This is a genomic window from Allocoleopsis franciscana PCC 7113 (assembly GCF_000317515.1).
In the GTDB taxonomy this organism is placed as follows: domain Bacteria; phylum Cyanobacteriota; class Cyanobacteriia; order Cyanobacteriales; family Coleofasciculaceae; genus Allocoleopsis; species Allocoleopsis franciscana.
On sequence record NC_019738.1, the window covers coordinates 7,231,253 to 7,255,563 of the forward strand.

A 24,311-nucleotide genomic window follows, 5' to 3' on the forward strand; every position below is an offset into this window, starting at 1 on the left:
TTTCAACCTTCAACCCAGTACCCTTCACCAAGGCTAGAATTCTCTTCTAAAAGCTCTAAGTTGTTAAGCAGCCGAATTGCTGATTTATAAGCTTCTTCCGTTAATTCGTCCCGTTCCCCACTGCTTTCTACCAAGTCATCAACCACTAATTGCAAGAAACCAATCATAGGGTTGAGGCGATTCCGAATTTCATAAGAGGCTCGGATAAAAGCCTCATTAGCTGATGCATGGATCACTTCATTCGCGCTGCGGTCAAATTGCATTAAGTAAAGACGTGTATAGTAGCCGCCTTTTTTGAGCAGTTCCTCATGAGTACCCAGCTCGACAACTCGTCCCTTGTCCAGCACCGCAATCTGACTGGCTTTTTGCACCGTAGAAAGTCGGTGAGCAATCACAATCGTAGTGCGATCGCGGCAGAGTTCATCAATGGCTTGTTGTACCAGTCGCTCAGATACGGTATCCAGAGCACTGGTAGCCTCATCCAAAATTAGAATATCGGGGTTACGCAGCAGAGCACGGGCGATTGCTAGTCGTTGCCGTTGTCCTCCAGATAGCAGAACACCGCGATCGCCAATTTCTGTATCAAACCCTTGGGGTAACTGAATAATAAATTCATAAGCATTCGCTCGTTTGGCAGCTAAAAGCACCTGTTCGTCCGTAACATTCTTCAGCCCATAGGCGATATTGTAACGAACCGAATTATTAAATAAAAACGTATCCTGACTAACAATTCCCATCGCCTGCCTGAGCGATCGGATGTCATATTCTCTTAAATCTTTGCCATCGATTGTAATTCGCCCCTCAATCGGGTCATAAAATCTTGGTAGCAAATCCGCCATTGTTGATTTACCTGCCCCCGAAGCACCCACTAAAGCAAGAGTTGTTCCTTGAGGAATCCATAAATCAACCCCTTTCAGTACTAAATCCTCATGACCAGGGTAGGTAAAAGATACTCCTTCCCAACGAATTCCTTGTTTGATTTTTGTATAAAAACTTGAACCATTCGTCATGAAAGGTTTGTTATCTCGCCGCAAAAAATTTGCAACAATTTGAGTTCCCGGTGCGGCATTGGCAAATTGACTTCTTTGGGCATTCAGTTGGCTAACCACCGGAAGTAATCGAAAGAGTACATATAGATAAATGAGTAATACAGTTAACAGCGACTCCATCTGCTGCCAAAAGAAAGCTTTTCCCAAAAAGACAATGGCTAAAATTGATAAGGTTCCTACTATTTCATTAATTGGACCAATGGCATCATAATTAGCCTGCGATCTGGCATCTACTTTTTCTAAGTCATCAACAAATTTATCGAGTTGTTTATACTCATATTCTTCATTTCCAACTGTTTTAATTAAGCGCATTCCTGTCAACATCTCGACCAGAATTGTCGCATATTTGCTGGATTTTTCTGATAGCACTTGACCAAAGCTTTTAGCCCGTTGGATGAGGGCTTGGTTAATCAAAGCGACCAGGAATAATAAACCACTGGCTGCTAATGTAAGTTTCCAAGAGATGGAAACAAGAATACCAATATATATTAAAATATTAATGGATGTGGTAAATATATTAATCGCAATTCGGATAGAAACCGTAGCTCGACCTACCTCATTCCCTATTTGATTCAGAATATCTCCAACTTTAGTTTTAGAAAAATAAGCCATATCGACTTCTAAAAGTAGCTTAATTCCTTCTTCCCTAATATCCCTAACCAATTTTCTGGATAAATTGGCTGAAACGATGGCATTCATGTATACGGCAATGTTCTTTAAAATAATTCCTGAAACGACTATTGCAACCATGAACAAAATACTGCTGCTATCATCACCTCGATCAAAAAACGCGAGGATTTTTTGGATGGCTGGCGGACCAACGTTCAGGTTTATATCCTCTTTCCCCAAAAATCCCAGTACTAAGGGCACAATCAGTGTTGTACTAACCCCATTAAACAATGCACTAGATGAACCAAGAATAATGGTTAAAACAATCCAACCGGGATAGCGTAGTGCGTATTTCAAAAGGAGCTGATTAGGAGACATAGAGTAGGTGATGCGATAAGATATAAAGCTTTTTCTTACACTAATGCTGACTTTTTTAGCATCATTTTTAGTGCAATAAGAGATAAAGATACCAAGATAAAGCGAGCTTTTTCCTGGAAGAAGATGTTAATTAATCAATAATCTTTAAGCGACCGATTTGCAGGTCGTCAAAGATGCGATTGATCTGGCTGCGCTCATCATCCGTGACTTTATAGTCAGAGAGGAATGTAGTAACCAGTTGTAGATGTTCCTGACGGCTCAATTGACCAGTCTGAAAAATGCGCTCCATGATCGGCTTGAGGGTTTGACTAAACTGATTTTGATTGTTTCCTGCCATTAGTTACTGGTCACGCGATCCCGTTTTAGCACGCTGGATATTGCTTTAATTTTCTCCTAAGATAGTCTGCTTGGTATGGATGCGTCATCTCACATCCGAGATATGGGTAGAGCTATGGTTGAATAGGGTGGGTTGGAACGTGTCTATCTAGAGGGTTGGGTCGGTTCACCCATCGAGAAAGAAACGGATTTGAGTGAGGCAGGACAAGTCATGCAGGTCAATCGGCTTTGTGCACTTTCTGACAACTATATTTTTTTGCTCCATGACCCCAAAAAAAACGTTGCGGCGGTTGTTGACCCAGCAGAGGCGGCTCCGGTGCTACGGCATCTAGACCAACTAGGCGCTCAATTGGTCGCGATTTTCAATACTCACCATCACATGGATCATGTCGGCGGGAATCGGCAGTTGAGGCAACATTTCCTGGATGTCTGTGTGTATGGGGGCGCTCAAGATAGGGGTCGCATCCCAGGACAACAGGTGTTTTTACAGGAGGGTGATAAGGTCGAATTTGCCAACAGAACGGGAGAAGTCTTGTTCGTTCCAGGACATACCCGTGGGCATATTGCCTATTATTTTCCTCCAGCCGTCGAGGGTGAAACGGGGGAGCTATTCTGCGGTGATACCTTATTTGCGGGGGGGTGCGGCAGACTTTTTGAAGGAACCCCGACGCAGATGGTGGATTCTTTAAGTAAGCTACGGGCTTTGCCCGATAATACGCGGGTATGGTGTGCTCACGAGTACACGCTGAAAAATCTCCAATTTGCCCTCACCGTAGATGCCGAAAATCCCGACTTACAAAACCGACTGACGGAAGTTCAATCCGCTCGTCAACGTTCGGAGGCAACTGTACCATCCCTGTTGGCTGTGGAAAAGCGGACGAATCCATTTTTGCGCTGGGAGGAGCCAACACTACAAGCCGCTGTCAAGTCTCAAGAACCCGTGCAGACTTTCTCACGGCTGCGGGGGATGAAGGATCGGTTTTAATGGGAGTCGGTGATTACCCATGGGTACCGCAGAAAGTCAAAATTCCCATCACCCATCGGGTTGCGATCATTACACAGATTTTCGTACTATGAAGTGTTCTAGGATATCACCACTGTTCCTTGGAAGTCAGTACCTGAAATAACGACTATGGCGAAACGTGTGCAATTAGTTTTAAGTCAAGATGTTAACAAGCTAGGAAAAACCGGAGATCTGGTTGACGTTGCTCCTGGCTATGCTCGCAATTATCTAATTCCTAAAAAAATAGGAATGATTGCCACTCCTGGCATTCTCAGGCAAGTTGAACGTCGTAGAGAGCAAGAGCGGCAGCGCTTACTCGAAGAGAAGCAACAAGCCGAAGCCCGCAAGACAGCGCTGGAAACGGTGGGTCGCTTTGTCATCCAAAAGCAAGTGGGTGAAAACGAGGCCATTTTTGGTACCGTTACCGCCCAGGAAGTTGCAGAAGCGATTCAAGCCGCCACGAATCAGGAAGTAGACCGTCGGGGCATTACCTTACCCGATATCGGCAAACTTGGTTTCTACAAAGCAGAAATCAAGTTACATCCGGATGTCACGGCGACCGTAGAGATTCAAGTTACGCCTAACTAACTTTGAACGTTCGGGCACGCATTCCTCGTCCATACCCAGTATGGGCGGGGTCTGGTGCCTCCTCCTGTGAACTAAACAGGATCATCTCTCAAGCCTTGCGTTCGCTAAGCTGGTCTTATCTTCCGATATTGCCTGGGTTATGACTGACGACCTGAGTTTCTCTGCATTTAGTAACGCTTTACCCCCTCAAAACGTTGATGCCGAGGAATCCATACTTGGAGGCATCTTGTTAGACCCCGAAGCCATGGGTCGAGTTGCTGATGTTCTGCGCCCAGAAGCTTTTTATATCAATACCCACAAAGAAATTTACAAAGCCATTTTAGCCCTGCATACTCAAGGCAAGCCAGTGGATTTAATGAGTGTGACCACTTGGCTGTATGACCACGAATTATTAGCTAAAGTTGGCGGTCAGAGCAAGTTAGCGGAGTTAGTAGAGCGTACCGTGTCAGCGGTCAATGTAGACCGATATGCCGCACTGGTGGTGGATAAGTACCTGCGTCGCCAACTCATTCAAGCCGGTAACGATATTGTTGAGCTGGGTTATGAGACATCCATTGAGTTAGAAACCGTCTTTGACCAAGCCGAACAGAAGATTTTTAGCCTGACCCAAAAGCGTCCTCAACAAGGTTTAGTGCCGATTTCTGAAACCCTCATTCAGACATTCCAAGAAATTGAAATTCGCCAGGAAGGTGCGGCTTTACCCGGTATTTCCTCTGAGTTTTATGACTTAGATGTCATGACCGGCGGTTTTCAGCGTTCTGACCTGATTATTGTGGCAGGTCGCCCGTCAATGGGCAAGACCAGCTTCGCGGTTGGAATTGCTCGCAATATTGCTGAAAAATTCCCCGTAGCCATTTTTAGCTTGGAAATGTCAAAAGAGCAGTTAGTGCAACGGCTCTTGGCAAGTGAGGCGGGAATTGAGAGTAATTATTTGCGGACTGGGCGGATTAGTCAAAATCAGTGGAGCGATTTGAGTCGTGCGCTGGGCACGTTATCGGAATTGCCGATGTATATCGACGATACCGCTAACCAGACGGTGATGCAAATGCGATCGCAAGTGCGGCGTCTTCAGGCGGAACAGGGCGAAAAGTTGGGATTGGTTTTGATTGACTACTTGCAATTAATGGAAGGGAGTGGCAGCGATAACCGTGTGCAAGAACTCTCGAAAATCACCCGCAGTCTGAAAGGATTAGCCCGCGAACTTCAGGTTCCGGTGATTGCTCTATCTCAGCTCAGTCGAGGGGTAGAAGCCCGCACCAATAAACGACCCATGATGTCCGATTTGAGAGAGTCGGGTGCGATCGAGCAAGACTCCGATTTAATTATTATGTTGTACCGCGACGAATATTACTCCCCCGATACACCGGACAGAGGGATTGCAGAAGTGATTATTACTAAACATCGCAATGGCCCGACCGGTGTCGTGAAGCTGTTATTTGACCCCCAATTTACTCGTTTTCGGAACCTTGCCTCTCCCAATCGATGAAGATTCCATCTCATTGAGAGAGGTAAGATATCTTTTAGCTAATTTTCAGCAGTTCCACATCAAAAATCAGTGTGGCGTTAGGCGGAATCACTCCACCCGCACCACGAGCACCGTAACCCAATTCCGAGGGAATAATTAGTTGACGCCGTCCACCGACCTTCATCGAGCCGACGCCCTCATCCCAGCCTTTGATTACCTGTCCCACACCAATTTTGAAGGAAAAGGGACGATTGCGATCGCGGGAACTATCGAACTTCGTCCCATCTTCCAAAGTTCCTGTATAGTGAACCACAACGGTCTGTCCCTTTTGGGGAGTAGCCCCGCCTCCCTGCTTAATCTCTTTGTACTTCAGACCTGAGGGCGTTGTCACAACATCTTTACCCGTAGCCTTTTCGCTTTCTGAATCACTATTCATTGCTATAAGTTTTGTATTGTCAACAGCCGGTTTAGCACTTGTATCGGGTGCCACTACGGCAGGTTGAGTTTTGGTGAGTTCGGAAGCGTAAGCGGAGCTTTTCCCACCACCCAACTGAGCCACGAGCAGCAGCAAACCAAAAGCCAATACTAGCCCTAAGCTGATTAAAATCTCTTTCAAAATTTATCCTCCCGATTGAACGTTTCTCAACGCCAGAGCTTATTTTCTAAGTCTCGCACCTGACGCTCTAGACGGTCGATGCGACCTCGCAATTCATCCATTTCTGATTGGCGAGGCACACCTAAGTCTTGCATCATATTACGCAACTGCCGTTCCATCTGCGCTTCGAGATTACCATGCTCTGACTTGATCTGCTGCATCATCTCATCGACAATACCTTTGGCCTGCTCTGGGTTGATTTTTCCCTCTTTGACCCATTCATCGCTCACCGTTCGCAGTTTCTCGGCGACTACTGATGTCGTGCCAACACCAACCATCAATAACTGCTGGAGCCAATTGTTATTATCCATCTGTTCTGTCACTCGGTGCTTAATTGGGGGGCTTAACGTAGACTGTTCCCAAGGGTGCGGACACCGGATTTATTCCCAGCCTACAGTTCTATTGTGTGACATCTACCCAACACCTGTCGCCAACCTACGCTAGATAAATCATGACACAATAGAGCGAGGTCTCTTTTCGAGCCATCGTACTAACCCCAACGAAGAATTTGTCAACATGGTCATTGAGTGGCTCAAGGTGAGAGTCTCTCCCGAACTCCGGGAAAAATTTATTCAAAAAGATGCCGAAATCTGGACATCGATGCTGGCAACTTATCCAGGATTCTTAGGCAAAGAAGTCTGGATTAATCCAGACACACCGACAGAAGTGATTATTGTCATTCGTTGGGCTAGCCGCGAAGCCTGGGAATCGGTGCCGTCAGACCGGCTCAAACAGGTCGAAAAGCAATTTACCCAAGAGTTTGGAGAGCAACAAGCCATTATTGAGGCGGCGGAGTATCAAGTCCGAAAATTTCCCCTGGCGTCAAGCTAAAGCCAGACGGCTTTGTATGCCTAAGATAACCTAGAGGAAAGAGGAATCTGTAAGCGGCTCAGAGCGACGACTCATGCAAAATTGCCCCAAATGCCACCAATCCGTCAGTAGCAGCGCAGTGACTTGTCCCCACTGTAGAATGGTGCTCAAAGCTTATGGTCATCCAGGTATTACGTTGCACCGAGCCGTGGGAGATACACCACTATGTGACAGTTGCACTTACCATGCGGATGATACCTGTAACTTTCCGCAACGTCCCTTGGCTCAGGAGTGCACTCTTTACGACGATATGAACCAGCGTCAGTTAGAGAGAGAGCAGGTTCATAATACCCGTCCCGACTTAATCACTTCTTTAAGGTTGTACTGTCAGCAACATCCAACCTTGCTCGGTCTAGTAGGCTTGGTAGCTGTGAGTGTGCTGCTAACGGTCATGACCTCTAAATGAATGAAAAATACAACACAATTATTGACAAAATCTTTTTTTTGTTGTATGTGGTTATTTTTGAACACTAAATCAAACTGCTAGCCGCTGTTGGGGCTTGATTTGTGGATGAGCTGTCAACTTGTGGCGTCTGCTCCACACCTGTATTTTTCTCCTCAAATACATCCAAGTCAAACCAGAAGGTTGTACCAACACCAACTTCGCTCAATAAGTGAACTTGGCTGTGATGTTTCTCAATAATATTTCTGACAATGGAAAGCCCTAACCCCGTTCCTTCCAGAGTATGAACTCGGTTTTCTACACGGAAAAACCGTTCAAAAATCGCTTCTTGGTCTTCTGCATCAATCCCAATGCCTGTATCAGAGACTTCAATTCGCACGGATTTAGACTCATTGTGATGATTGAGTGCTGGTTCTATCAGATAGGCGCGAATCGCGATTCGTCCACCGGGTTCCGTAAATTTCAGGGCGTTCCCCACCAAGTTATCAAATACTTGGAGTAATAAATCATAATGACCCAAGACCGGAGGCAAGTTGGGTTCAATATCGTGACGCAGTTCAATACCTTTGTCACGCACGTTTAGCTGGTAGGTTCGCAGCGTCTGTTCTACGGGTTGAGCAATATCTACAGGCTCAAAGTGATAAATTCGACAAGATGTCTCTAGTCGGGATAAATCCAAGACATCATTGACCAGACGAGTTAAACGGTCAGTTTCGCGATTAGCGGTTTCGAGAAACTCCCGACGCTCGGTTTCTGTCAAATCTTCCCCGTATTCGTGGAGGGTTTCAATAAAGGATTTGATATTAAACAGGGGTGTCCTCAGTTCGTGAGAGACATTACTGATAAAATTGCTCTTGGCCTCATTCAACTCCACCTCACGGGTAATATCTTGCACCGTCATGGCAATTCCCTTGAGTGTTTCGCGGTACTGGTCAAACACACGGGTCAAAAGAATGCGAACCGTGCGACCCGCCGGTTGGGTGAGAGTAATCCGGAACTCTTCTCCTTCACGGTCTTCGCCCTGCCGAAGGTCATCGCTATCGAGATCGGCAGCCGTTTGACCCCCAGCAATTTGATAAAGAGGCCGCGTTAGTTCCATCGTGACCACGCTAGGCAAGTGATGCAAGACATTTTCCCCCACAATGTCACACCCTTCCCAACCAAAAATGCGTCGTGCAGTCAGGTTAACCAACATCACCTGTAAATTGGTGTCAATTAAGACAGCACCATCGGCAATTGTAGAAACCAGCGTCTCTAACTTGGCTTTTTCAGCCGTGAGTTCCTCAATATTTTGTTCTTCGTAGCTCTTGAGGCGCTCTGCCATTTCATTAAAGCTGAAAATCAGCTCTCCCAGTTCTCCCCCTAAAGGCAGGTCGATTCGTTGCTTGAAATTCCCCGCTGCAATATTTTTCACCCCAGTGAGCAGTTCTTTAATGGGCTTCGTAATCATCAAAGCGTTAGAAACAGCGCCCAAAATCACCATCACCCAAATCGAGATAAAGACAGCAATGGTCACATCTCGTGTCAAATTTGAGGACGCAACCACATTCTTATTGGGGTTAATGCCAATCGCTAAAACGCCCAAGTACTTGCCATCATGTCTAAGGGGAACAAAGACATCCGTCACTTCCCCATCCGGCGTCAGGTGTTGCCGCACCATCGGCAACTCCGAGTTACCCGCGTAGTTTTCGGGCAGCTCAATCCGGCGCTGAATCGTGAGGGAGTTCTGCACCTCAGATTCCGAGAAGGGAATGCCAAAAAAGATTCGACCCTCCGCATCTGCATAGATCATGTAGCGCACGCTGGAAGTCGTGCTATAGAAACGGTGGGAAAAACGAGCCACTTCTGTCAGATTGTTTTCCGCAATCTGAGGTGCCACATTAGCTGCCAGCAACAGACCTAAGTCACGACCGAAGCGAGTATCGTTCATTCTCGCGTCCTGTTGAATCGTGTTCACCGCCCAGAAGGTCAGGCCACTCATGATCAAAGAAACGGCTAGTGTCGCTGCCGCCATCAGCCGGGTTTGGAGTGTAAAGTCCGACCACCAATGCGCGATAACTTCTCGTATGGTTTTTAACAAAGCCGAGCCCGGTTGGTTTACCACGATCAACAGAACAATCTTCTCAAAGGTAGATGCTTAGGTTCTCAGAAATCGTTTCCCAAGAAAGCGTCTCCCCTTTATATATATATAACGATTTGCTAGACGCTCACGTTATTTAGAGAGAGTAGAGGCAACAAATATACTTTTAATCGCCTTTAATCGTGGGAGGAATCCGATTTGATCGCTCGATGACCGATATCTTTACGGTAATACATTCCCTCAAACTGAATCAAATCGATCGCTTTGTAAGCTCCTGCGATCGCAAGAGCCAAAGTGTCCCCGGTTGCCGTCACTCCTAGTACGCGACCGCCATCTGTCAAGAGCTGTTGCTGCTTGAGCTGAGTACCCGCTTGGAATACAGTAGCACCAAGTTGTTCGGCTTGTTCGATTCCCGTAATCACCTGACCTTTGGGGTAGGCACCTGGATACCCTTGAGCAGCAGCAACAACACAAGCTGCGGCACCCGATTTCCAAGCAATGGGTGGGAATTGCGCGAGTCGCTGTTGGGTACAAGCTAGCAACAATTCGTCCAGGGGAGTTTCGAGTAAAGGTAAGATGGCTTGAGTTTCTGGATCGCCGAAACGACAATTAAATTCCAGAACCATCGGGTCACCTTGGGGCGTAATCATCAATCCAGCATAGAGAACCCCCCTGTAATCAATACCACGTTGCCGTAACGCATCTACTGTCGGCTGGAGAATTTCTTGCTCAATGCGTTCCATCAAGGCGGGTGTGGCAATGGGTGCTGGGGCATAAACTCCCATTCCCCCCGTATTTTCTCCAGTATCGCCCTCTCCAATTCGCTTGTGGTCTTGTGCAGGTAGCAAAGGGCGTACTGTTAAGCCATCCGTTAGGGCTAAAACCGAAACTTCTTCACCCGTCACACACTCTTCAATCACCACAGGAGTCAACCCACTTTTGAAAAGTGACTCAACCGCCGCCTTTGCCTCTTCCACTGTGGCAGCAACCGTTACCCCCTTGCCCGCCGCTAATCCATCCGCTTTAACAACAATGGGCGCACCTTGCGCTGTGACATAATCTATTGCCGCCTGAGCATTCGTGAAAATCTCACACCGAGGTGTGGGAATTCCCGCCTCTTGCATCAAAGACTTCGCCCAGTATTTACTCGATTCAATCTGTGCGCCTTCCTGAGTAGGGCCAAAAACCATGAGGTTTGGGTTGTGTTGTTGGAAGTAGTCTGTAATTCCCAAAGATAGGGGGAGTTCTGGGCCGACAACCACCAATGTTACATTCTGAACCAGAGCAAATCGAGCCATTCCCTCAAAATCATCGACTCGTAAGGAAACATTCTGGCAACGCTCTGTTGTGGCTGTGCCACCATTACCAGGAATACATATCACCTGCCGAATGTGCTGAGATTGCAACAGTTTCCAAGCCAGGGCATGTTCGCGTCCCCCATTGCCAACCACCAAAACCTTCACGTTAGCTTTATGCTCCAGAAGAATTGAACTTTCAAGAGTTTACACTGCCAATCAACGGCAGCACCTCTATTGGGCACTCTCGTTGATGTTAAACCTGTTGTGGGATAGGTATCCTAGTGCAACGTGGCGGAAATAAGTGACCAGCTAAAATCTCCCCCTTGTCCCCCTTGTTGCTGGAAGGTGGTCACAAACTTTTGCCGTCCTCCACTAGTTGTCCGCCTCATGGCAGTTCAATTGGGAATAGCTGACTTTCCTGATTCCTGTCCGAACTTAAATGTCACTGACTTAAGCCCTGAACTAAAGTTCGCGCTAACAGCTAAAACCCGTTGAAACGGGTTAAAAAGCTTATCCAGTAAGCTTTAGCTTACTTCAGCTTTGAGCCTGAAATTTATTTCAAGGCTCTTATGTCAGTGCCATTCGTCCTAACCTAATCCTTCATGGCTTTTTGCTGCTGATAACGCTCTTTAAACAAACGCTGTTGTTGTTTGTGATCCACAATCGGAGCCGGATAATTGAGAGCGTGGCGCTCAAGCGGGGGTATGTCACCACTAATCAGGTACTCAGTATCCACACTCCGCAATTCAGGTAGCCATTCTCGAATATATTCACCTTCAGGGTCAAATTTTTTGGCTTGACTGGCTGGGTTAAAAATCCGTAGGGGTTTGGGGTCCATTCCACTCGAAGCACTCCACTGCCAGCCGCCGTTATTTGCCGAAAGGTCGGCGTCGTATAACTTTTGCAGGAAGTATTTTTCTCCCCATTGCCAGTTGATCAGTAAGTCTTTGGTGAGAAAACTGGCAACAATCATACGGCAACGGTTGTGCATCCACCCCAAGGTGTTGAGTTGACGCATGGCAGCATCTACGATGGGGTACCCGGTTTTACCCTCACACCAGGCTTGGAAAAGCTGTGGATTATTATCCCAAGGGAAATCTTTAAAAGTATCGCGATAAGGCCCATCCGCGAGTTCTGGAAAGTGATACAGCGCGTGTTGATAGAACTCTCGCCATGCTAATTCCTTTTGCCATGCCTGGATGCTAGCTTGGGTTTCATCACTACGGCTATTTTTCAAAGCTGCGATCGTTGCCGCCCAAACGGTACGAATCCCGATCGCACCAAATTTTAGCGCGGCACTCAGTTCAGATGTGCCCTTGATCGCCGGGAAATTGCGTTGTTCTTCATACTCGGTAATGGCATGAGTACTAAATTCCGCCAACTTGGCTTGTGCTGCCTCTTCTCCGGGTTGCGTCAACAGTTCATTGTCCCAGACAAAGCCTAAATCCTTGGCGGTTGGGAGTGCGATCGCTCCCGCTTGTTGCGCTGTCTCCTGTTCTTCTGGGGTGAGTCCCTCAGCCTGGTGGAGGGTGTCTACAGGAGCCATTTTGGCTTGGTTACTCCAGTTTTTCCAGAAGGGAGTGTATACCGTGTAAGGTTCCTGGGATTTTGAGTGAATTTCTTCCGGGGCGTGCAGTAGTTGATCCCAGTGGTGGTGTACCTCAATCCCCTTCTGGGTGAGCGCATCACTGACAAGGCGATCGCGCTGTTTAGAATACGGCTCAACATCCCAATTCCAGAAAATGGCTTTCGCCTTGAGCGCGGCTGCAAGGTCTGGCAGCGCCTTACACGGGTCGTCGTGCAGAATGAGCAATTGACTACCCGCCTGGGTGTAACCCTGTTGAAGGGACTGCAAACAGCCAATCATGTAACTTACTCTTGCCGGAGCCACATCATCCCGTTCCAGGATGTTGGGATCGAGACAGAAGACTCCTACCACTTTTTGGCTGCTTGCCCTTGCGGCGGCGAGTCCAATGTTATCTGAGATGCGTAAATCGCGGCGGTGCCAGAACAAAATTAAGTCAGACATTCAATCCAAGCTGAGCAAAGAAGGCTTATTTTGTCAGCTTAGAGTCAATTGAGGCTTTGTGAGGAGTTCCTGACGCAAAGGGACTCTAAACGTTTGCCAAATCGGGTTCGCGTCGAGCCATCAGTTGCTTGTCGAGTTGGATAATATAATCCCTGCCGTAGGTGCCATTTTCTAACCCGTCGATGAGATGATCGGGAAGGTCTTGCGTGATTTCATGGCTACAGGCAGCGGCGGCAAGTGCGATCGCACCGACTGTATCCACATCTCCGGTAAAGGCGATGCAATCCTTGAGCAGTTCGCTGAGGGAATCATTCCGCATGACAGCCGTAATCGCCGCCCTGACACTCATCCAGCCTTTTGATCGGACTTCTCCCTGCCACGGTTTTGACCATTCACCAAAGACGTGAGTTTCGAGAAACTGCCCTAGTTCCTTTTTTTCGCCCAACTGGTAAATAAAGTAATGGGACATCAAGGCGGCGGCGATCGCAGCGTTGATTCCATCGGGTGTGTTGTGGGTGATTGCGGCTTGGATGGTTGTGGCTTCAATCACTTGCTCAATCGTTGGTAAAACGCCAATCGGTGCCGCACGCATCGCCGCACCGCTTTTATCACTCGTCCAAGTGATATTCTCTAAAAACTGCTTTCCATCCTGGACTTGGAGCAAAAAGCGATAAAACTTTCCGGCATAGCCTTCTCGCGGATCGCGCTTAAAGGTGGTGACGAACCGATGAGCCAAAACTTCTGGTGTCCAAGGTTCCCCAGCGACTAACGTTTCTGCGATCGCAAGACTCATCTGGGTGTCGTCAGTGTAGCAACCCGGTTTGATTTGATGACGGGGATGCTGTACATAACGGCTCAAATCGTTGTCACGCTGAACCAATTCGCTATCCGCGTATTCAAAGCCAGCGCCATAAGCATCCCCGATTGCCAACTCCAGCAACATTGAATAAACTTACCTAATGAATTTTCCTCAGTTGTATCAGATCGAGTTGGCAGAATTTATATTTCAGGAAAGGACTATTTCAGGAAAGGACGTGCTAGGAAAAAGCTGGAGATAGATTTGGCATCTATGGGTTCTCCTGCTAGGATGGCTTCCTCTAACTCTTGAGGCGTCATCAACACGTTTTCCATATCTTCATCCGCATCTCGATTGGGTGGCGCTTCCAGCTTTTCCAAATCCTGAGCAAGAAAGGCGTAAATGAATTCGTCTGAATAACCGGGTGCGACCGGAAATTTACCTAATTTTTGCCATTTATGGGCACGGTAGCCCGTTTCTTCTTCAATTTCTCGTTTGATGGTGTCCTCTGGAGATTCATGATGTTCTACAGTTCCAGCGGGAAACTCTAAAAGACGTCCTTGCAGGGCAAAGCGATATTGCCGCAATAGGATCAGTTTGCCATCGGGTGTTACGGGTACAGCCAGGGCACCACCTGGGTGACGAATGCATTCCCAATCTCCCCGTGAATTGTTGGGAAGACGGAGGTTGCTGACTTCAAAACTAAATTTACGACCCTGATAAACCAGGCGTTGTTTCAGTAATTGAGGGGGTTCGCGACCGATTAGCATAAACAGTTAAAAGGTTGTGGTTTGGAAAATTAAAAGCCTGAATTGCTTTTAGATGAACCTTGAAATTCAAAGCCTGCGGACTCCTGAACAGTCTACCCTTTGTACCAGTTGTGCGATCGATTGTCCGGAAACTGGCTCAATCCAATCGGGCGCAATCTCCGCTAAAGGTACGAGGACAAATGCCCGTTCTGTGAGGCGAGGATGGGGCAGTTGAAGATGGGGTAGATTTAGGATTAAGTCATCAAACAGCAATAAATCCAGATCCAGGGTTCTCGGCCCCCAGCGTTCTTGACGGACTCTACCAAATTGGACTTCAATTTTCAGTAAAGTTGCTAACAGTTCTTGTGGCGTAAGCTGCACTTCTAGCAAGGCACAGCCGTTGAGGTAATCCGGTTGGGGGGGACCAACGGGCGCTGTTTGGTACCAACTGGACTGGGCTTTTAAGGTGATTCCTAGGGTTTGATCTAAGATTTCGAGAGCGCTTTCGAGGATGGTACGGGAGTCACCGAGATTGCTACCCAGAGCGATTGCGCTCTGTATACTAGCTGGGGCAATCGTGCTTGGCGAAAACTGTCCTAACGTATATTGTTCAGATTTCATACGGATTGGAGGCTTACGGCGCAAGCCGTTGAATGCAACCCAAACGGAATTAGACACAAGTTGGCTGATGAGAGCCATTCCCATGCCATTATCCTCGCCCATGGGGCTAAGCGGTCAACGTCAAGGTTGCAATGAGAAAGCCAAAATGCGCCGTAACCTCCTGAGCGCTCAAAGCAATTGTGAGTGAACAGTCGTAGGTTTAGACTGTTAGCTATCTGTACCCAAAATCTGATTTTTCAGGGATTTAACTTGATCAGATAACTCTTGGCGGTTGGGAGCTGTCAGTAAATAGCGGTAAATAAACCAAGCTGTATAACCAATGCCAATCAGCTCCAATGTCGGTGCAATTAAGGGAATGTCATCCAGCGCATCCAGCAGAGCTAAAATTAGTTTGACCGTGACCAAAGAGCCGACGATCAGAGCAATAGTTCCCAACGGCCCCTTGTTTTCCGCAAAAAAGCGGGTAACGTAACCGGGTAAAGTTTGTAGAAAGGTGGCTACTCGTTCCCCATACTGCTTCCATTGAGCATTAGAGGATTCTGTGGGCGAATCTGAGGGCAACAAAAGCTTCGTTCCTCCGTTATTAACTTCTATGACTTCGGGTTGTTCAACTTCAGCAGCGATATAATCTGACGAGTCTGGTCTTACCGTTTCAGGATTCATAATCGATTTTCGTAAATGACCACTAAAAACTCTGTGCTGAGCAATGTCTTTACTATCAGCAGAACATTGACACAATTGTCAATTCATTTTGTTACCTTTTAGAGATAATAAATACTCTCAGCCGAGTCTCTCATCCTCAGTTTCAATGCGCCAGACAAAAACGCCATGCCTCTAAAGGCTTATATTCTTGAATGGAGTAGTGCAGGCATTGCTGCTTCTGGCATCGACTAAATCCTACTATTGGCTCAGCACAGGGCAAATTTTTTATGGACATGGAACATACCCTAGGGCTTTGGCTGGCTGTACCTAGGGCTTCTGTATACTCTGTAGTCATCACGCCGGATGGTCATACGCTACTCAGCGGTGGTGCAGATAAGACGATTTTAGTGTGGGACGTACACACGGCTCAACAACAGTACACCCTGAGAGGACATTCGGATTGGGTTTATTGTGTCGCCATCACGCCTGATAGCAAAACTATTGTCAGTGGCAGTTCGGACAAGACGATTAAACTCTGGAATCTTAAGAGTGCAAAAGAAATACAAACTCTTGAGGGACATTTAGATACAGTCTGTTCTGTTGCCATAACACCCGATGGAAGAACAATAGTGAGTGGCAGCAGAGACACCACAATCAAAGTGTGGGATTTAAGCACTGGGCAAGAAATTCGCACTCTTACCCCTCACTCAGATTGGGTTTATTCGGTTGCGTTGACGCCTGATGGGCAAACAATCGTGAGTGCTTGTGCTGACGCAACGATTCAGGTCGGTGATATTGGCAAACTTACGGGTCATACTGCCGGTGTCACATCTGTTGCAATAAGCCCCGATGGGCGATTGATTGTTAGTGGTAGCATCGACGAAACGATTAAAATCTGGGACTTTGCTACAGGTCAACAACTACACACATTCACGGCTCATGCTGATGGTGTAACCTGTGTTGTCATAACACCCGATGGTCAGAAAATAGTGAGTGGTGGGAATGATAAAACGGTCAAGGTGTGGGATTTAAAGACAGGCAAAAAAATTCATACTTTTACTGATTATGTCGAAGCCGTTTTATCGGTTGGGATGACACCAGATGGACGAATGATTGTCAGTGGTAGCCGTAATAGCGTGATTAAGTGGTGGGAAATGCCTTGATACTTCTACAGCAATCAAGCGTGTGAGATTTTTGTAGAGTGCGATCGCCTCAGCCATTAGCATCAAGCAAAATCTATAAAAATAGGCCAAACCTTGGCAATTGGAAAACTCACTTGCCAAATTAGTGTAGGTAAGGGATTTACTGCCCACCCCACTACCACAACATCAACGCCATGCTGGGAATCACACTAAGTGGTCGCTACACAATCGTCAAACACCTTGGAGGTGGAGGTTTCGGTCAAACGTACCTTGCCGAGGACTTGCAGTTACCTGGCAACCCAATATGTGTCGTCAAGCAACTCCAACCTAGATCTACCAATCCGCTGGCGTTAAAGATAGCAAAACGTTTATTCGATAGAGAAGCCCAAGTTTTGTACAAGTTGGGTAACCATGACCAGATTCCCAGACTTTTGGCTCACTTTGAACAGAAGCAAGAGTTTTATCTTGTTCAGGAATTCATTGAAGGTCACGATCTTAAGCAAGAACTACAACTAGGTAAGCGGTTAAGCGAAACCCAAGTCATTGCCATCTGCCAAGAACTTTTAAACATCTTAGAGTTTGTTCATCAACAAGATGTAATCCACCGCGATATCAAACCCGCTAACATCATCAGGCGCAAGCATGATGGCAAACTGGTTTTGATTGACTTTGGAGCCGTTAAAGAGGTCACGAATCACAGTGTTAACTCTGAAGGGCATAGCAGTTTAACCGTGGCAATTGGTTCACCAGGTTACATGCCGAATGAGCAACTCCGAGGCAAACCCCAATTTTGTAGTGATATCTATGCAGTGGGAATGCTGGGTATCCAAGGGCTTACAGGAGTCCTGCCGAGCCAGTTGCCAGAAGACCCCAAGACGTTGGAAATTATTTGGCGTGATCAGTGGCACCCCAATAAACTGCCTCAACAGGTACAAACCAACTCTGAGTTAGCAGACGTGTTAGATCAAATGGTGCGCTACGACTACCGCCAGCGCTATCAAACCGCAACAGATGCATTACAGGCATTTCAAGGACTAACCAATGCTTACTCATCCTCAACAACCGCTGCTGCCTCTGAATATCCCCTTCCCGAAGCGGCTGACCCGTTTGAATCCACTGTAACGTACCCTCGACCCGCGCAAGTGCCCGGTTCACCGTTGAACAGCACAATGGAAGCGGCTGACCCGTTTGAATCAACTGTAACGTACCCTCGACCCGCGCAAGTGCCCAGTTCACCGTTGAATAGCACGATCGAGGCCGATGAACCCACACAAGCGCCACCTTCCCAGCAACTGCCAACTCCAGATGTCTCGGCAACTTTATTGGAGACACAGGTTAGTAACGAAACGACTGAGCCTTTGGTTTCTCAGTCCCGGAAGAAATCTTCTAGGTTGATGGCGATGGGGGCAGGTATTGTCACAGCTCTAGCTCTGGCAGTGGGAATTTCCCACGTTCAACAAAATAACGCAAAGACGCCGGAAAACGGGAACGTGGAGCAGAAGGTATCCCAAGTGGAGCCTGCAAAACAGAAGTCTCAAGGGTCTGAATCTCAAGCTGAATCAGCAAATTCACTAGCTCCATTAGAGAAGGGGTTGCAATCTGCTTCTGAAATATCTCCGCGTCCTCCCATTTCAGCGTCCCCGCCTGTCTTGCGTAACACATCTAATGCCTGGAATAACTCTGAAAAAATTGCTTTGGCTAACACCCTCATGGGTCATTCACAGAGGGTTAGTTCCATTGCTATTAGTTCAGATGGACAGTTGATAGCTAGTGGCAGCGAAGACAAAACGATCAAAGTATGGAACCTGGGTACAGGACAACTGCTGCGTACCCTCACGGGACATTCAGAAGGCATTCGCTCCGCTGCTATCAGCCCGGATGGAAAGTGGCTAGCCAGTGGTGGTGATGACAAGACTATTAAGCTATGGAATCTGGACACAGGAAAACTCCTGCGTACCCTCACAGGACATTCAGACATCGTTCAGTCTGTTACCATCAGTCCGGATGGAAAGTTGATAGCCAGTGGTAGTAATGACAAGACCGTCAAGCTGTGGAATCTTGAGACTGGGCAGGAAATCCGCACGCTTACTGGTTTTTCATATTTTGTAGTATCGGTCGCTATCAGCCCCGATGGGCAGACCCTTGTCAGCGGTGCTGACAAAATCTACCTGTGGCATCTGCCCACTGGTAACCTGATTAGCACCATCTCTGACCCTTCAGGCAATGTTATTCCTTCCCTCGCCATGACGCCAGATGGTGAAACCCTTGTTAGTGGAAGCAATTGGGGTAAGTTTAGTCTGTGGAATCTGCGGAATCTTTTGAAGGGTTGTAAAGGGGTACAGCCGTGCCGCCCTACACAAATCGTCTCTGGATCTAATGGCGGCTGGGTTCAGTCCCTCGCCATCAGCCCCGATGGAAAAACTTTAGCGACGGGTAGCGATCGCGAAAATACAATCAAGTTGTGGAATGCATCCACAGGAGAACCAAGAATTACCATCTCGAACCGTTCAACTTCGGTTGAATCACTCGCGTTCAGTCCCGATGGTAAAACCCTTGTGACTAACGGTGAGGATGGAAAAATTGAGCTTTGGCGATAGCGAAGCGAGAAGAGCGAAGCGCAGAACGCCTTAGGATAGGAAATGCGATCGCGAAGCGCTGCTGCACAGTGCAGATCGCATTAAAGTACCTATCTTGGTGATCTGGTTGAGATACGTAGGCTGCAACAGTTAAAACTCCTTTCATCATTAGGGACAGCACATAATACCATGTTGGGAAAAACTCTAAGTGGTCGCTACCATATTGTCCAACATCTCGGAGGCGGCGGTTTTGGTCAAACTTACCTTGCCGAAGACTTACAGCTACCTAGCAACCCTTTATGCGTCGTCAAACAACTTAAGCCTAAGTCTACTGACTCATCGACGTTACAAACCGCAAAGCGTTTCTTCGATAGGGAAGCTGAAGTTCTGTACAAGTTGGGCAACCATGACCAGATTCCCCGACTTTTGGCTCACTTTGAGCAGGAGCAAGAATTTTATCTGGTTCAGGAATGCATTGAAGGTCACGACCTCAAGCAAGAATTACCACGAGGTAAGCGCTTAACTGAAGCCCAGGTCATTGTCCTCTGTCAAGACATCTTGCAAATACTAGAGTTTGTCCATCAGCAACATGTGATTCACCGCGATATCAAACCCGCCAATATAATTAGGCGAAGGCAAGATGGAAAGCTTGTTCTGATCGATTTTGGAGCCGTCAAAGAAGTCACGACTGGGGCCATTAACCCTTCAGGAAACACCAGTTTCAGCGTAGCAATTGGCTCACCGGGTTACATGCCCAACGAGCAACTGGGCGGCAAACCCCAATTTTGTAGTGATATTTATGCTGTTGGGGTATTAGGTATCCAAGCTCTGACAGGGTTATCTTCCAGTCAGTTACCACAAGACCTCAGGACGAGTGAAATTCTCTGGCGCGATAAGTGGCTGCACAACATGCCGCCCCAACAGGTACAAACCAGCCTTGAGCTGGCAGATGTTTTAGATAAGATGGTGCGCTACGACTACCGCCAGCGCTACCAAACGGTGACAGAGGCACTGCAAGCATTTGAACAACTCACCATGGTTTACTGTGGCTCAACAACAGCCTCTATCTCTGAAGTTAGCTTCACCGAATCGGCTGACCCCTTTGAACCTACCGCAACTTACCCTCGGCTTCCTCTAGTTTCCGATATGCCGACGGATACGATGGAATCCAAAGAACTGACACAAGCGCTACACTCCCAGCAACAGCCAACTTCAAAAACTTTGGGAAACTTATCAGACGGGCAAATTGCTGATGAAACTATCACACCTTTGGTTTCGTCCCGTAAGAAATATCGTAAATTGATCGCGATTGGTGGAGGTATTGTTGCTTCCGTAAGTCTGGCCTTTGGTATCTACCACGTTTATGGATATACCATGTCATTGGCAGAAAGTCAATGGGTACAAAGGATATCACTCTCAAAAACCCTTCCTGGAGATTCAAACTCTTTTAGTCCTGTGGCTATTAGCCCAGATGGCAAAACTCTTGCGAGTGGAAGTGAGGATGGAACCATCAAATTGTGGGATTTACAGACCGGGAAACTGAGAAATACACTGAAGAGACCTCCATCATCCGATAAGCGTTCAAAAGCAGTTAGAGCGATCGCATTCAGCCCAGATGGTAAAAGTCTTGCTAGTGGGGGTGAGGACAACGGTATCAAGGTTTGGAATCTCGACACTAAAACATTACTCCACACTCTTTCCGAAAAATCGTATTGGATTAGCGCGTTAGCGATTAGCCCCGATAGTCAGACGCTTGTGGGTGGCAATGCCGACGGCTATATAACGATTGGGAATTTGAGAACTGGGGAACTCCAGAACTTTTTTGCTGGACATTCCATCATCGTTAACTCCCTCGCTATCAGCCCAGATGGACAAACTGCCGTTAGCGGTAGCGATGATAATACCATCAAGGTCTGGGAAATTAAGACGGGGCAGTTAATTCACACGCTTACCCCCCCTGATTCTCGCCGCGTCTTCGCTGTTGCCATCAGTCCCGATGGAAAGACAATTGCCAGTGGCAGTGAGGATGGAGTCGTTAGGCTGTGGAATCTGGGCAGTGGAAAACTCATCCAAAGTTTGCCAGTTGGTTCAGCGTCGATTAATGTTGTCGCCTATAGAGTTGATGGACATACTCTCGTGAGTGGCAGTCGTGATGGAACCATTCGGCTATGGGATGTCAGGACTCGAAAGGTGCTGCGGACTATGCCAGGGCATTCAGAACCGATTTATTCCCTTGCCTTGAGTCCGGATGAGCAGACACTTGTGAGTAGCAGCAAGGATGAGACGATTAAAATTTGGCGAGTGCCATAGCCTAGATATTACTGGGAGAGGGGGATTTTGCAAGAAATCTATTTTTTAGGCGATCGCGCCAGCCTTTAAATTTCCTAACTGTCCAAGCTACACTAGCAAGTAGTTTTGATTACGAATCCGTAAGTCCCTGTAATCTACGACTGCAAAAATATAAGGTGCATTTTACGTCAGTAAGTCAGTCAAATCGCTCCAATCTTTAGACTGCAAAAGTTAAAGCTCCTTTAATATTTCTTGATAAATACACATTTAGCTCGCTCCCTATAATCTGCCACTGCATCAAGGTCATGCAAGGAAACACTCTTAATAGCCAGGGCGCAAACGCCATCATCGGGAAAATTCTTTGCGATCGCTTCCAAATTATCCAACACTTGGGAGGCGGGGGGTTTGGTCAGACTTACCTTGCCGAAGACTTACAGCAACCAAGTAACTCGCCGTGTGTTGTTAAGCAACTCCAGCCCAAGTCTAAAAATCCAGATACCTTGCAAACTGCAAGAGTTTTGTTCGAGAGGGAAGCCAAAGTTCTTTACCAGTTGGGCGACCATCCTCAAATTCCTGATATTAGAGCGGATTTTGAGCAGGATGAACAGTTTTATTTGGTTCAGGAATTCATTGATGGCGGTGAACTCAAGCAGGAACTCCCTGCTGGCAAGCGGTTGAGTGAAACCCAGGTTATCGCCCTGTTGCAGGAAATTTTACAAATCTTAGAGTTTGTCCACGACAAGGGTGTTATTCATCGAGATATCAAGCCCTCGAATTTAATCCGGCGCAAACAGGACGGTAAAATTGTCCTGATTGACTTTGGGGCGGTCAAACAAGTCAGCACTCAGATTGTTCATCCTGAAGGACAGACAACGTTAACAGTAGCAATTGGTTCGCCCGGTTTCATGCCGAACGAACAACTCAGCGGTAAACCTCGATTTTGTAGTGATATCTATGCTGTGGGGATGCTGGGGATTCAGGCGCTTACAGGAATACCAGCCAATCAGCTACCCGAAGACCCCAGAACCAGTGAAATTATATGGCGCGATCGCGAAGCGCTGCCAGTGGACGTTGACGTAGAGGTGAGTCAGCCGTTGGCGGATGTATTAGATAAAATGGTGCGCTACGACTATCGCCAACGCTTCCAAACGGCAACAGAAGCCCTTCAAGCGATTGCCTCACTGAAGAATCCGTCAAACTATGGCGATACGTCTGGCACCTACACCTTAACCAACCCTCCCGCCTCAACTGCATACGGTGTTACGGCAACACTACCACCTCAACCCTTATCCTCTAAGCCGTTAGTCACTTCAGCACCTGTTCAAAACGAGGTACAAGCAGGTAACGCGCCTATAAGTACCCTTGATAAGAAATCCTATTGGCTCAAGGGCATTGGTGCAGGACTTGTGGCAGCTACAGCATTGACTGTGGGATTTTACAAATTGCCCAATGTCAAATTTGTGAACACTAATCAGTTATCCGCAAGTGGACACAAGACTTCACCCGTGAACACTCTCATCGGGCATTCCAACGAAGTCTACTCCGTTGCCATCAGTCGAGACGGGCAAATTCTGGTCAGTGGAAGTGTTGACAAAAAAATCAAGTTGTGGAGTATGCCCGATGGAAAACCCCTGAAAACCTTGCCCGCACATCAGGATAAGGTAATGTCGGTTGCCATCAGCCCCGATGGACGGATAATAGCCAGTGGTAGTAAAGATGGGTCGATTAAACTCTGGAATTTGAAAACGGGACAACTTCTGCGTCCCCTGTCTGGACATTCTGACTACGTGTTGTCGGTTGCCTTTAGTCCTGATGGGCAGACTATTGCGAGTAGTAGTGCGGACAAGACTGTTAAGCTTTGGGATGTACGCACGGGGAAACAGGTGCGATCGCTTTCTGGACATTCCAACTGGGTTTATGCTGTGGCATTTAGTCCGGATGGAAAAACCCTTGCCGATGCTAGCGATGATAAAACCATCAAGTTGTGGCATTTGCCCACAGGTAAGCTCATTACTACTCTATCTAGCCCTTCAGGTCAGGTTGTGCGTTCCGTTGCCTTCAGTCCAGATGGCAAAACTCTGGTCAGTGGGAGTTATGACCAAATTAATTTGTGGAACTTGGAGAATCTGTTAACGGGTTGTAAGGATGCATCGTCATGCAGTCCGATGAAGACGTTCTCCGGTAAATTAGGCATTGTTGACTCGATCGCGATTAGTCCTGATAGCCAGACTCTCGCCTGTGGGACTAAGGATAAGAGCATCAAGCTTTGGAATCTCCAGACAGGAAAACTGCAAAATACTATCTCCGGACTTTCTGACCCAATTCATACTCTCACATTCAGTCCTGATGGGAAAACCCTGGTGAGTGGGGGTAGCGAGGATGGGACAATTGAGGTTTGGCGATCGCGCTAGGGTGGAAATGCGATCGCATTAAATTGGGTTCATTAATAATTAAAGAAAGGTTAGAAATAAGCGATCGGGAAACAGTAGAACAAATAAAGGAAAACCCTGACCTACAATACTTTCTCTTGTCAAACACACCCTCTGCAACGAAGCGCCGTATGAGGCCTCACTCTTAGTGAGATTCAGAGAAAGAATAAATGCCAATTTAGTTAGGGTTTGCTGTAAAAACCGGAAACCCTTAGCTATAAATAGTTTGAGCGGTCTTGAAAGTTGTTCAGCTCCCAGGAAATCTGGTAGAATCCCACAAAATCCTTGTACCAAGAGCAGGGAA

21 protein-coding genes and 1 pseudogene are annotated in these 24,311 nt (G+C 47.2%); 10 read left to right on the forward strand and 12 right to left on the reverse strand.

The features are described 5' to 3' along the window. Positions 1-2 precede the first annotated feature (2 nt). Both MIC7113_RS29785 and MIC7113_RS29790 read right to left on the reverse strand, forming a co-directional pair. Positions 3-2,015 (reverse strand): ABC transporter ATP-binding protein, encoded by a 2,013-nt coding sequence (locus MIC7113_RS29785; RefSeq protein ID WP_315889669.1) that lies wholly within the window; start codon positions 2,013-2,015, stop codon positions 3-5. 151 nt (positions 2,016-2,166) lie between these two features. Further along, positions 2,167-2,373, reverse strand: a complete 207-nt coding sequence (locus MIC7113_RS29790) for a hypothetical protein (RefSeq protein WP_015185911.1) — start codon at positions 2,371-2,373, stop codon at positions 2,167-2,169. Positions 2,374-2,583: 210 nt separating this feature from the next. Here MIC7113_RS29790 and gloB point away from each other — a divergent pair, with 210 nt between their 5' ends. The 3 genes from gloB (at position 2,584) to dnaB (ending at position 5,449) form a co-directional block, all read left to right on the forward strand. Next, positions 2,584-3,357: a hydroxyacylglutathione hydrolase gene (gloB, locus tag MIC7113_RS29795; RefSeq protein WP_041781440.1), complete on the forward strand. Its 774-nt coding sequence runs from the start codon at positions 2,584-2,586 to the stop codon at positions 3,355-3,357. Positions 3,358-3,504: 147 nt separating this feature from the next. Beyond that, on the forward strand, positions 3,505-3,963 hold the full coding sequence (gene rplI / locus MIC7113_RS29800; RefSeq protein WP_015185914.1) for a 50S ribosomal protein L9: 459 nt from the start codon (positions 3,505-3,507) through the stop codon (positions 3,961-3,963). 139 nt (positions 3,964-4,102) lie between these two features. Beyond that, entirely contained in the window at positions 4,103-5,449 is a 1,347-nt protein-coding gene (gene dnaB, locus MIC7113_RS29805) for a replicative DNA helicase (protein WP_015185915.1), read from the forward strand. 34 nt (positions 5,450-5,483) lie between these two features. Here dnaB and MIC7113_RS29810 read toward each other — a convergent pair whose 3' ends face one another. Together MIC7113_RS29810 and MIC7113_RS29815 are read right to left on the reverse strand one after the other, a co-directional pair. Then, entirely contained in the window at positions 5,484-6,044 is a 561-nt protein-coding gene (locus tag MIC7113_RS29810; protein WP_015185916.1) for an FKBP-type peptidyl-prolyl cis-trans isomerase, read from the reverse strand. Between the two features lie 26 nt (positions 6,045-6,070). Further along, positions 6,071-6,394 (reverse strand): phasin family protein, encoded by a 324-nt coding sequence (locus MIC7113_RS29815; protein ID WP_015185917.1) that lies wholly within the window; start codon positions 6,392-6,394, stop codon positions 6,071-6,073. Between the two features lie 205 nt (positions 6,395-6,599). Here MIC7113_RS29815 and MIC7113_RS29820 point away from each other — a divergent pair, with 205 nt between their 5' ends. Both MIC7113_RS29820 and MIC7113_RS29825 read left to right on the forward strand, forming a co-directional pair. Beyond that, positions 6,600-6,914, forward strand: coding sequence for a TIGR03792 family protein (locus MIC7113_RS29820; RefSeq protein ID WP_015185918.1), 315 nt, complete (start codon positions 6,600-6,602; stop codon positions 6,912-6,914). A 73-nt stretch (positions 6,915-6,987) separates the two neighbouring features. Continuing rightward, on the forward strand, positions 6,988-7,359 hold the full coding sequence (locus MIC7113_RS29825) for a zinc ribbon domain-containing protein (protein WP_015185919.1): 372 nt from the start codon (positions 6,988-6,990) through the stop codon (positions 7,357-7,359). A gap of 64 nt (positions 7,360-7,423) precedes the next feature. On the opposite strand, the gene nblS is transcribed toward MIC7113_RS29825, so the two are convergent. The 8 genes from nblS to MIC7113_RS38815 all read right to left on the reverse strand — a co-directional run bounded on the left by nblS (position 7,424) and on the right by MIC7113_RS38815 (position 15,866). After that, positions 7,424-9,370, reverse strand: coding sequence for a two-component system sensor histidine kinase NblS (gene nblS / locus MIC7113_RS29830; protein WP_226883724.1), 1,947 nt, complete (start codon positions 9,368-9,370; stop codon positions 7,424-7,426). Positions 9,371-9,612: 242 nt separating this feature from the next. Then, complete coding sequence (gene purD / locus MIC7113_RS29835) at positions 9,613-10,899, reverse strand: phosphoribosylamine--glycine ligase (protein WP_015185921.1); 1,287 nt, start codon at positions 10,897-10,899, stop codon at positions 9,613-9,615. Positions 10,900-11,326: 427 nt separating this feature from the next. Beyond that, the gene (locus tag MIC7113_RS29840) at positions 11,327-12,763 is read right to left on the reverse strand and encodes an FAD-binding domain-containing protein (protein WP_015185922.1); all 1,437 of its coding nucleotides are present in this window, start codon (positions 12,761-12,763) and stop codon (positions 11,327-11,329) included. An 85-nt stretch (positions 12,764-12,848) separates the two neighbouring features. Continuing rightward, positions 12,849-13,706, reverse strand: coding sequence for an ADP-ribosylglycohydrolase family protein (locus tag MIC7113_RS29845; RefSeq protein WP_015185923.1), 858 nt, complete (start codon positions 13,704-13,706; stop codon positions 12,849-12,851). A gap of 74 nt (positions 13,707-13,780) precedes the next feature. Beyond that, positions 13,781-14,329: an NUDIX hydrolase gene (locus MIC7113_RS29850; protein ID WP_015185924.1), complete on the reverse strand. Its 549-nt coding sequence runs from the start codon at positions 14,327-14,329 to the stop codon at positions 13,781-13,783. A gap of 66 nt (positions 14,330-14,395) precedes the next feature. Beyond that, on the reverse strand, positions 14,396-14,929 hold the full coding sequence (gene folK, locus MIC7113_RS29855; protein WP_172642298.1) for a 2-amino-4-hydroxy-6-hydroxymethyldihydropteridine diphosphokinase: 534 nt from the start codon (positions 14,927-14,929) through the stop codon (positions 14,396-14,398). A gap of 207 nt (positions 14,930-15,136) precedes the next feature. Beyond that, positions 15,137-15,592 carry a CAAD domain-containing protein gene (locus tag MIC7113_RS29860; RefSeq protein ID WP_015185926.1) on the reverse strand — a complete coding sequence of 152 codons (456 nt, stop codon included), beginning with the start codon at positions 15,590-15,592 and terminating at the stop codon, positions 15,137-15,139. 142 nt (positions 15,593-15,734) lie between these two features. Further along, a complete protein-coding gene (locus MIC7113_RS38815; RefSeq protein WP_256374785.1) occupies positions 15,735-15,866 on the reverse strand; it encodes a hypothetical protein in 132 nt (43 codons plus the stop codon). Here MIC7113_RS38815 and MIC7113_RS29865 point away from each other — a divergent pair. From MIC7113_RS29865 to MIC7113_RS35160, 5 genes and pseudogenes are all read left to right on the forward strand, one after another. Further along, positions 15,859-16,734: a WD40 repeat domain-containing protein gene (locus MIC7113_RS29865; RefSeq protein WP_015185927.1), complete on the forward strand. Its 876-nt coding sequence runs from the start codon at positions 15,859-15,861 to the stop codon at positions 16,732-16,734. The genes MIC7113_RS38815 and MIC7113_RS29865 overlap by 8 nt on opposite strands. A gap of 173 nt (positions 16,735-16,907) precedes the next feature. Then, a complete protein-coding gene (locus tag MIC7113_RS33990) occupies positions 16,908-19,310 on the forward strand; it encodes a protein kinase domain-containing protein (protein WP_015185928.1) in 2,403 nt (800 codons plus the stop codon). A gap of 168 nt (positions 19,311-19,478) precedes the next feature. Further along, positions 19,479-21,599 carry a serine/threonine-protein kinase gene (locus MIC7113_RS29875; protein ID WP_015185929.1) on the forward strand — a complete coding sequence of 707 codons (2,121 nt, stop codon included), beginning with the start codon at positions 19,479-19,481 and terminating at the stop codon, positions 21,597-21,599. Positions 21,600-21,883: 284 nt separating this feature from the next. Further along, positions 21,884-23,989 (forward strand): serine/threonine-protein kinase, encoded by a 2,106-nt coding sequence (locus tag MIC7113_RS29880; RefSeq protein WP_015185930.1) that lies wholly within the window; start codon positions 21,884-21,886, stop codon positions 23,987-23,989. A 14-nt stretch (positions 23,990-24,003) separates the two neighbouring features. Next, positions 24,004-24,191: pseudogene (locus tag MIC7113_RS35160) on the forward strand (transposase); the annotation flags it as partial. Positions 24,192-24,311 lie beyond the last annotated feature (120 nt).

Excerpts from the sequence above, each read along its gene's own strand:
- MIC7113_RS33990 (WP_015185928.1), top strand. The coding sequence starts at position 16,908 with ATGCTGGGAATCACACTAAGTGGTCGCTACACAATCGTCAAACACCTT.
- MIC7113_RS29865 (WP_015185927.1), top strand. The coding sequence starts at position 15,859 with ATGGACATGGAACATACCCTAGGGCTTTGGCTGGCTGTACCTAGGGCT.
- MIC7113_RS29850 (WP_015185924.1), bottom strand. The coding sequence starts at position 14,329 with ATGCTAATCGGTCGCGAACCCCCTCAATTACTGAAACAACGCCTGGTT.
- MIC7113_RS29825 (WP_015185919.1), top strand. The coding sequence starts at position 6,988 with ATGCAAAATTGCCCCAAATGCCACCAATCCGTCAGTAGCAGCGCAGTG.
- MIC7113_RS29845 (WP_015185923.1), bottom strand. The coding sequence starts at position 13,706 with ATGTTGCTGGAGTTGGCAATCGGGGATGCTTATGGCGCTGGCTTTGAA.
- nblS (WP_226883724.1), bottom strand. The coding sequence starts at position 9,370 with ATGGCGGCAGCGACACTAGCCGTTTCTTTGATCATGAGTGGCCTGACC.
- MIC7113_RS29790 (WP_015185911.1), bottom strand. The coding sequence starts at position 2,373 with ATGGCAGGAAACAATCAAAATCAGTTTAGTCAAACCCTCAAGCCGATC.
- rplI (WP_015185914.1), top strand. The coding sequence starts at position 3,505 with ATGGCGAAACGTGTGCAATTAGTTTTAAGTCAAGATGTTAACAAGCTA.
- MIC7113_RS29880 (WP_015185930.1), top strand. The coding sequence starts at position 21,884 with ATGCAAGGAAACACTCTTAATAGCCAGGGCGCAAACGCCATCATCGGG.
- MIC7113_RS29860 (WP_015185926.1), bottom strand. The coding sequence starts at position 15,592 with ATGAATCCTGAAACGGTAAGACCAGACTCGTCAGATTATATCGCTGCT.
- MIC7113_RS29875 (WP_015185929.1), top strand. The coding sequence starts at position 19,479 with ATGTTGGGAAAAACTCTAAGTGGTCGCTACCATATTGTCCAACATCTC.
- dnaB (WP_015185915.1), top strand. The coding sequence starts at position 4,103 with ATGACTGACGACCTGAGTTTCTCTGCATTTAGTAACGCTTTACCCCCT.
- folK (WP_172642298.1), bottom strand. The coding sequence starts at position 14,929 with ATGAAATCTGAACAATATACGTTAGGACAGTTTTCGCCAAGCACGATT.
- MIC7113_RS38815 (WP_256374785.1), bottom strand. The coding sequence starts at position 15,866 with ATGTCCATAAAAAATTTGCCCTGTGCTGAGCCAATAGTAGGATTTAGT.
- gloB (WP_041781440.1), top strand. The coding sequence starts at position 2,584 with ATGCAGGTCAATCGGCTTTGTGCACTTTCTGACAACTATATTTTTTTG.
- MIC7113_RS29820 (WP_015185918.1), top strand. The coding sequence starts at position 6,600 with ATGGTCATTGAGTGGCTCAAGGTGAGAGTCTCTCCCGAACTCCGGGAA.
- MIC7113_RS29840 (WP_015185922.1), bottom strand. The coding sequence starts at position 12,763 with ATGTCTGACTTAATTTTGTTCTGGCACCGCCGCGATTTACGCATCTCA.
- MIC7113_RS29815 (WP_015185917.1), bottom strand. The coding sequence starts at position 6,394 with ATGGATAATAACAATTGGCTCCAGCAGTTATTGATGGTTGGTGTTGGC.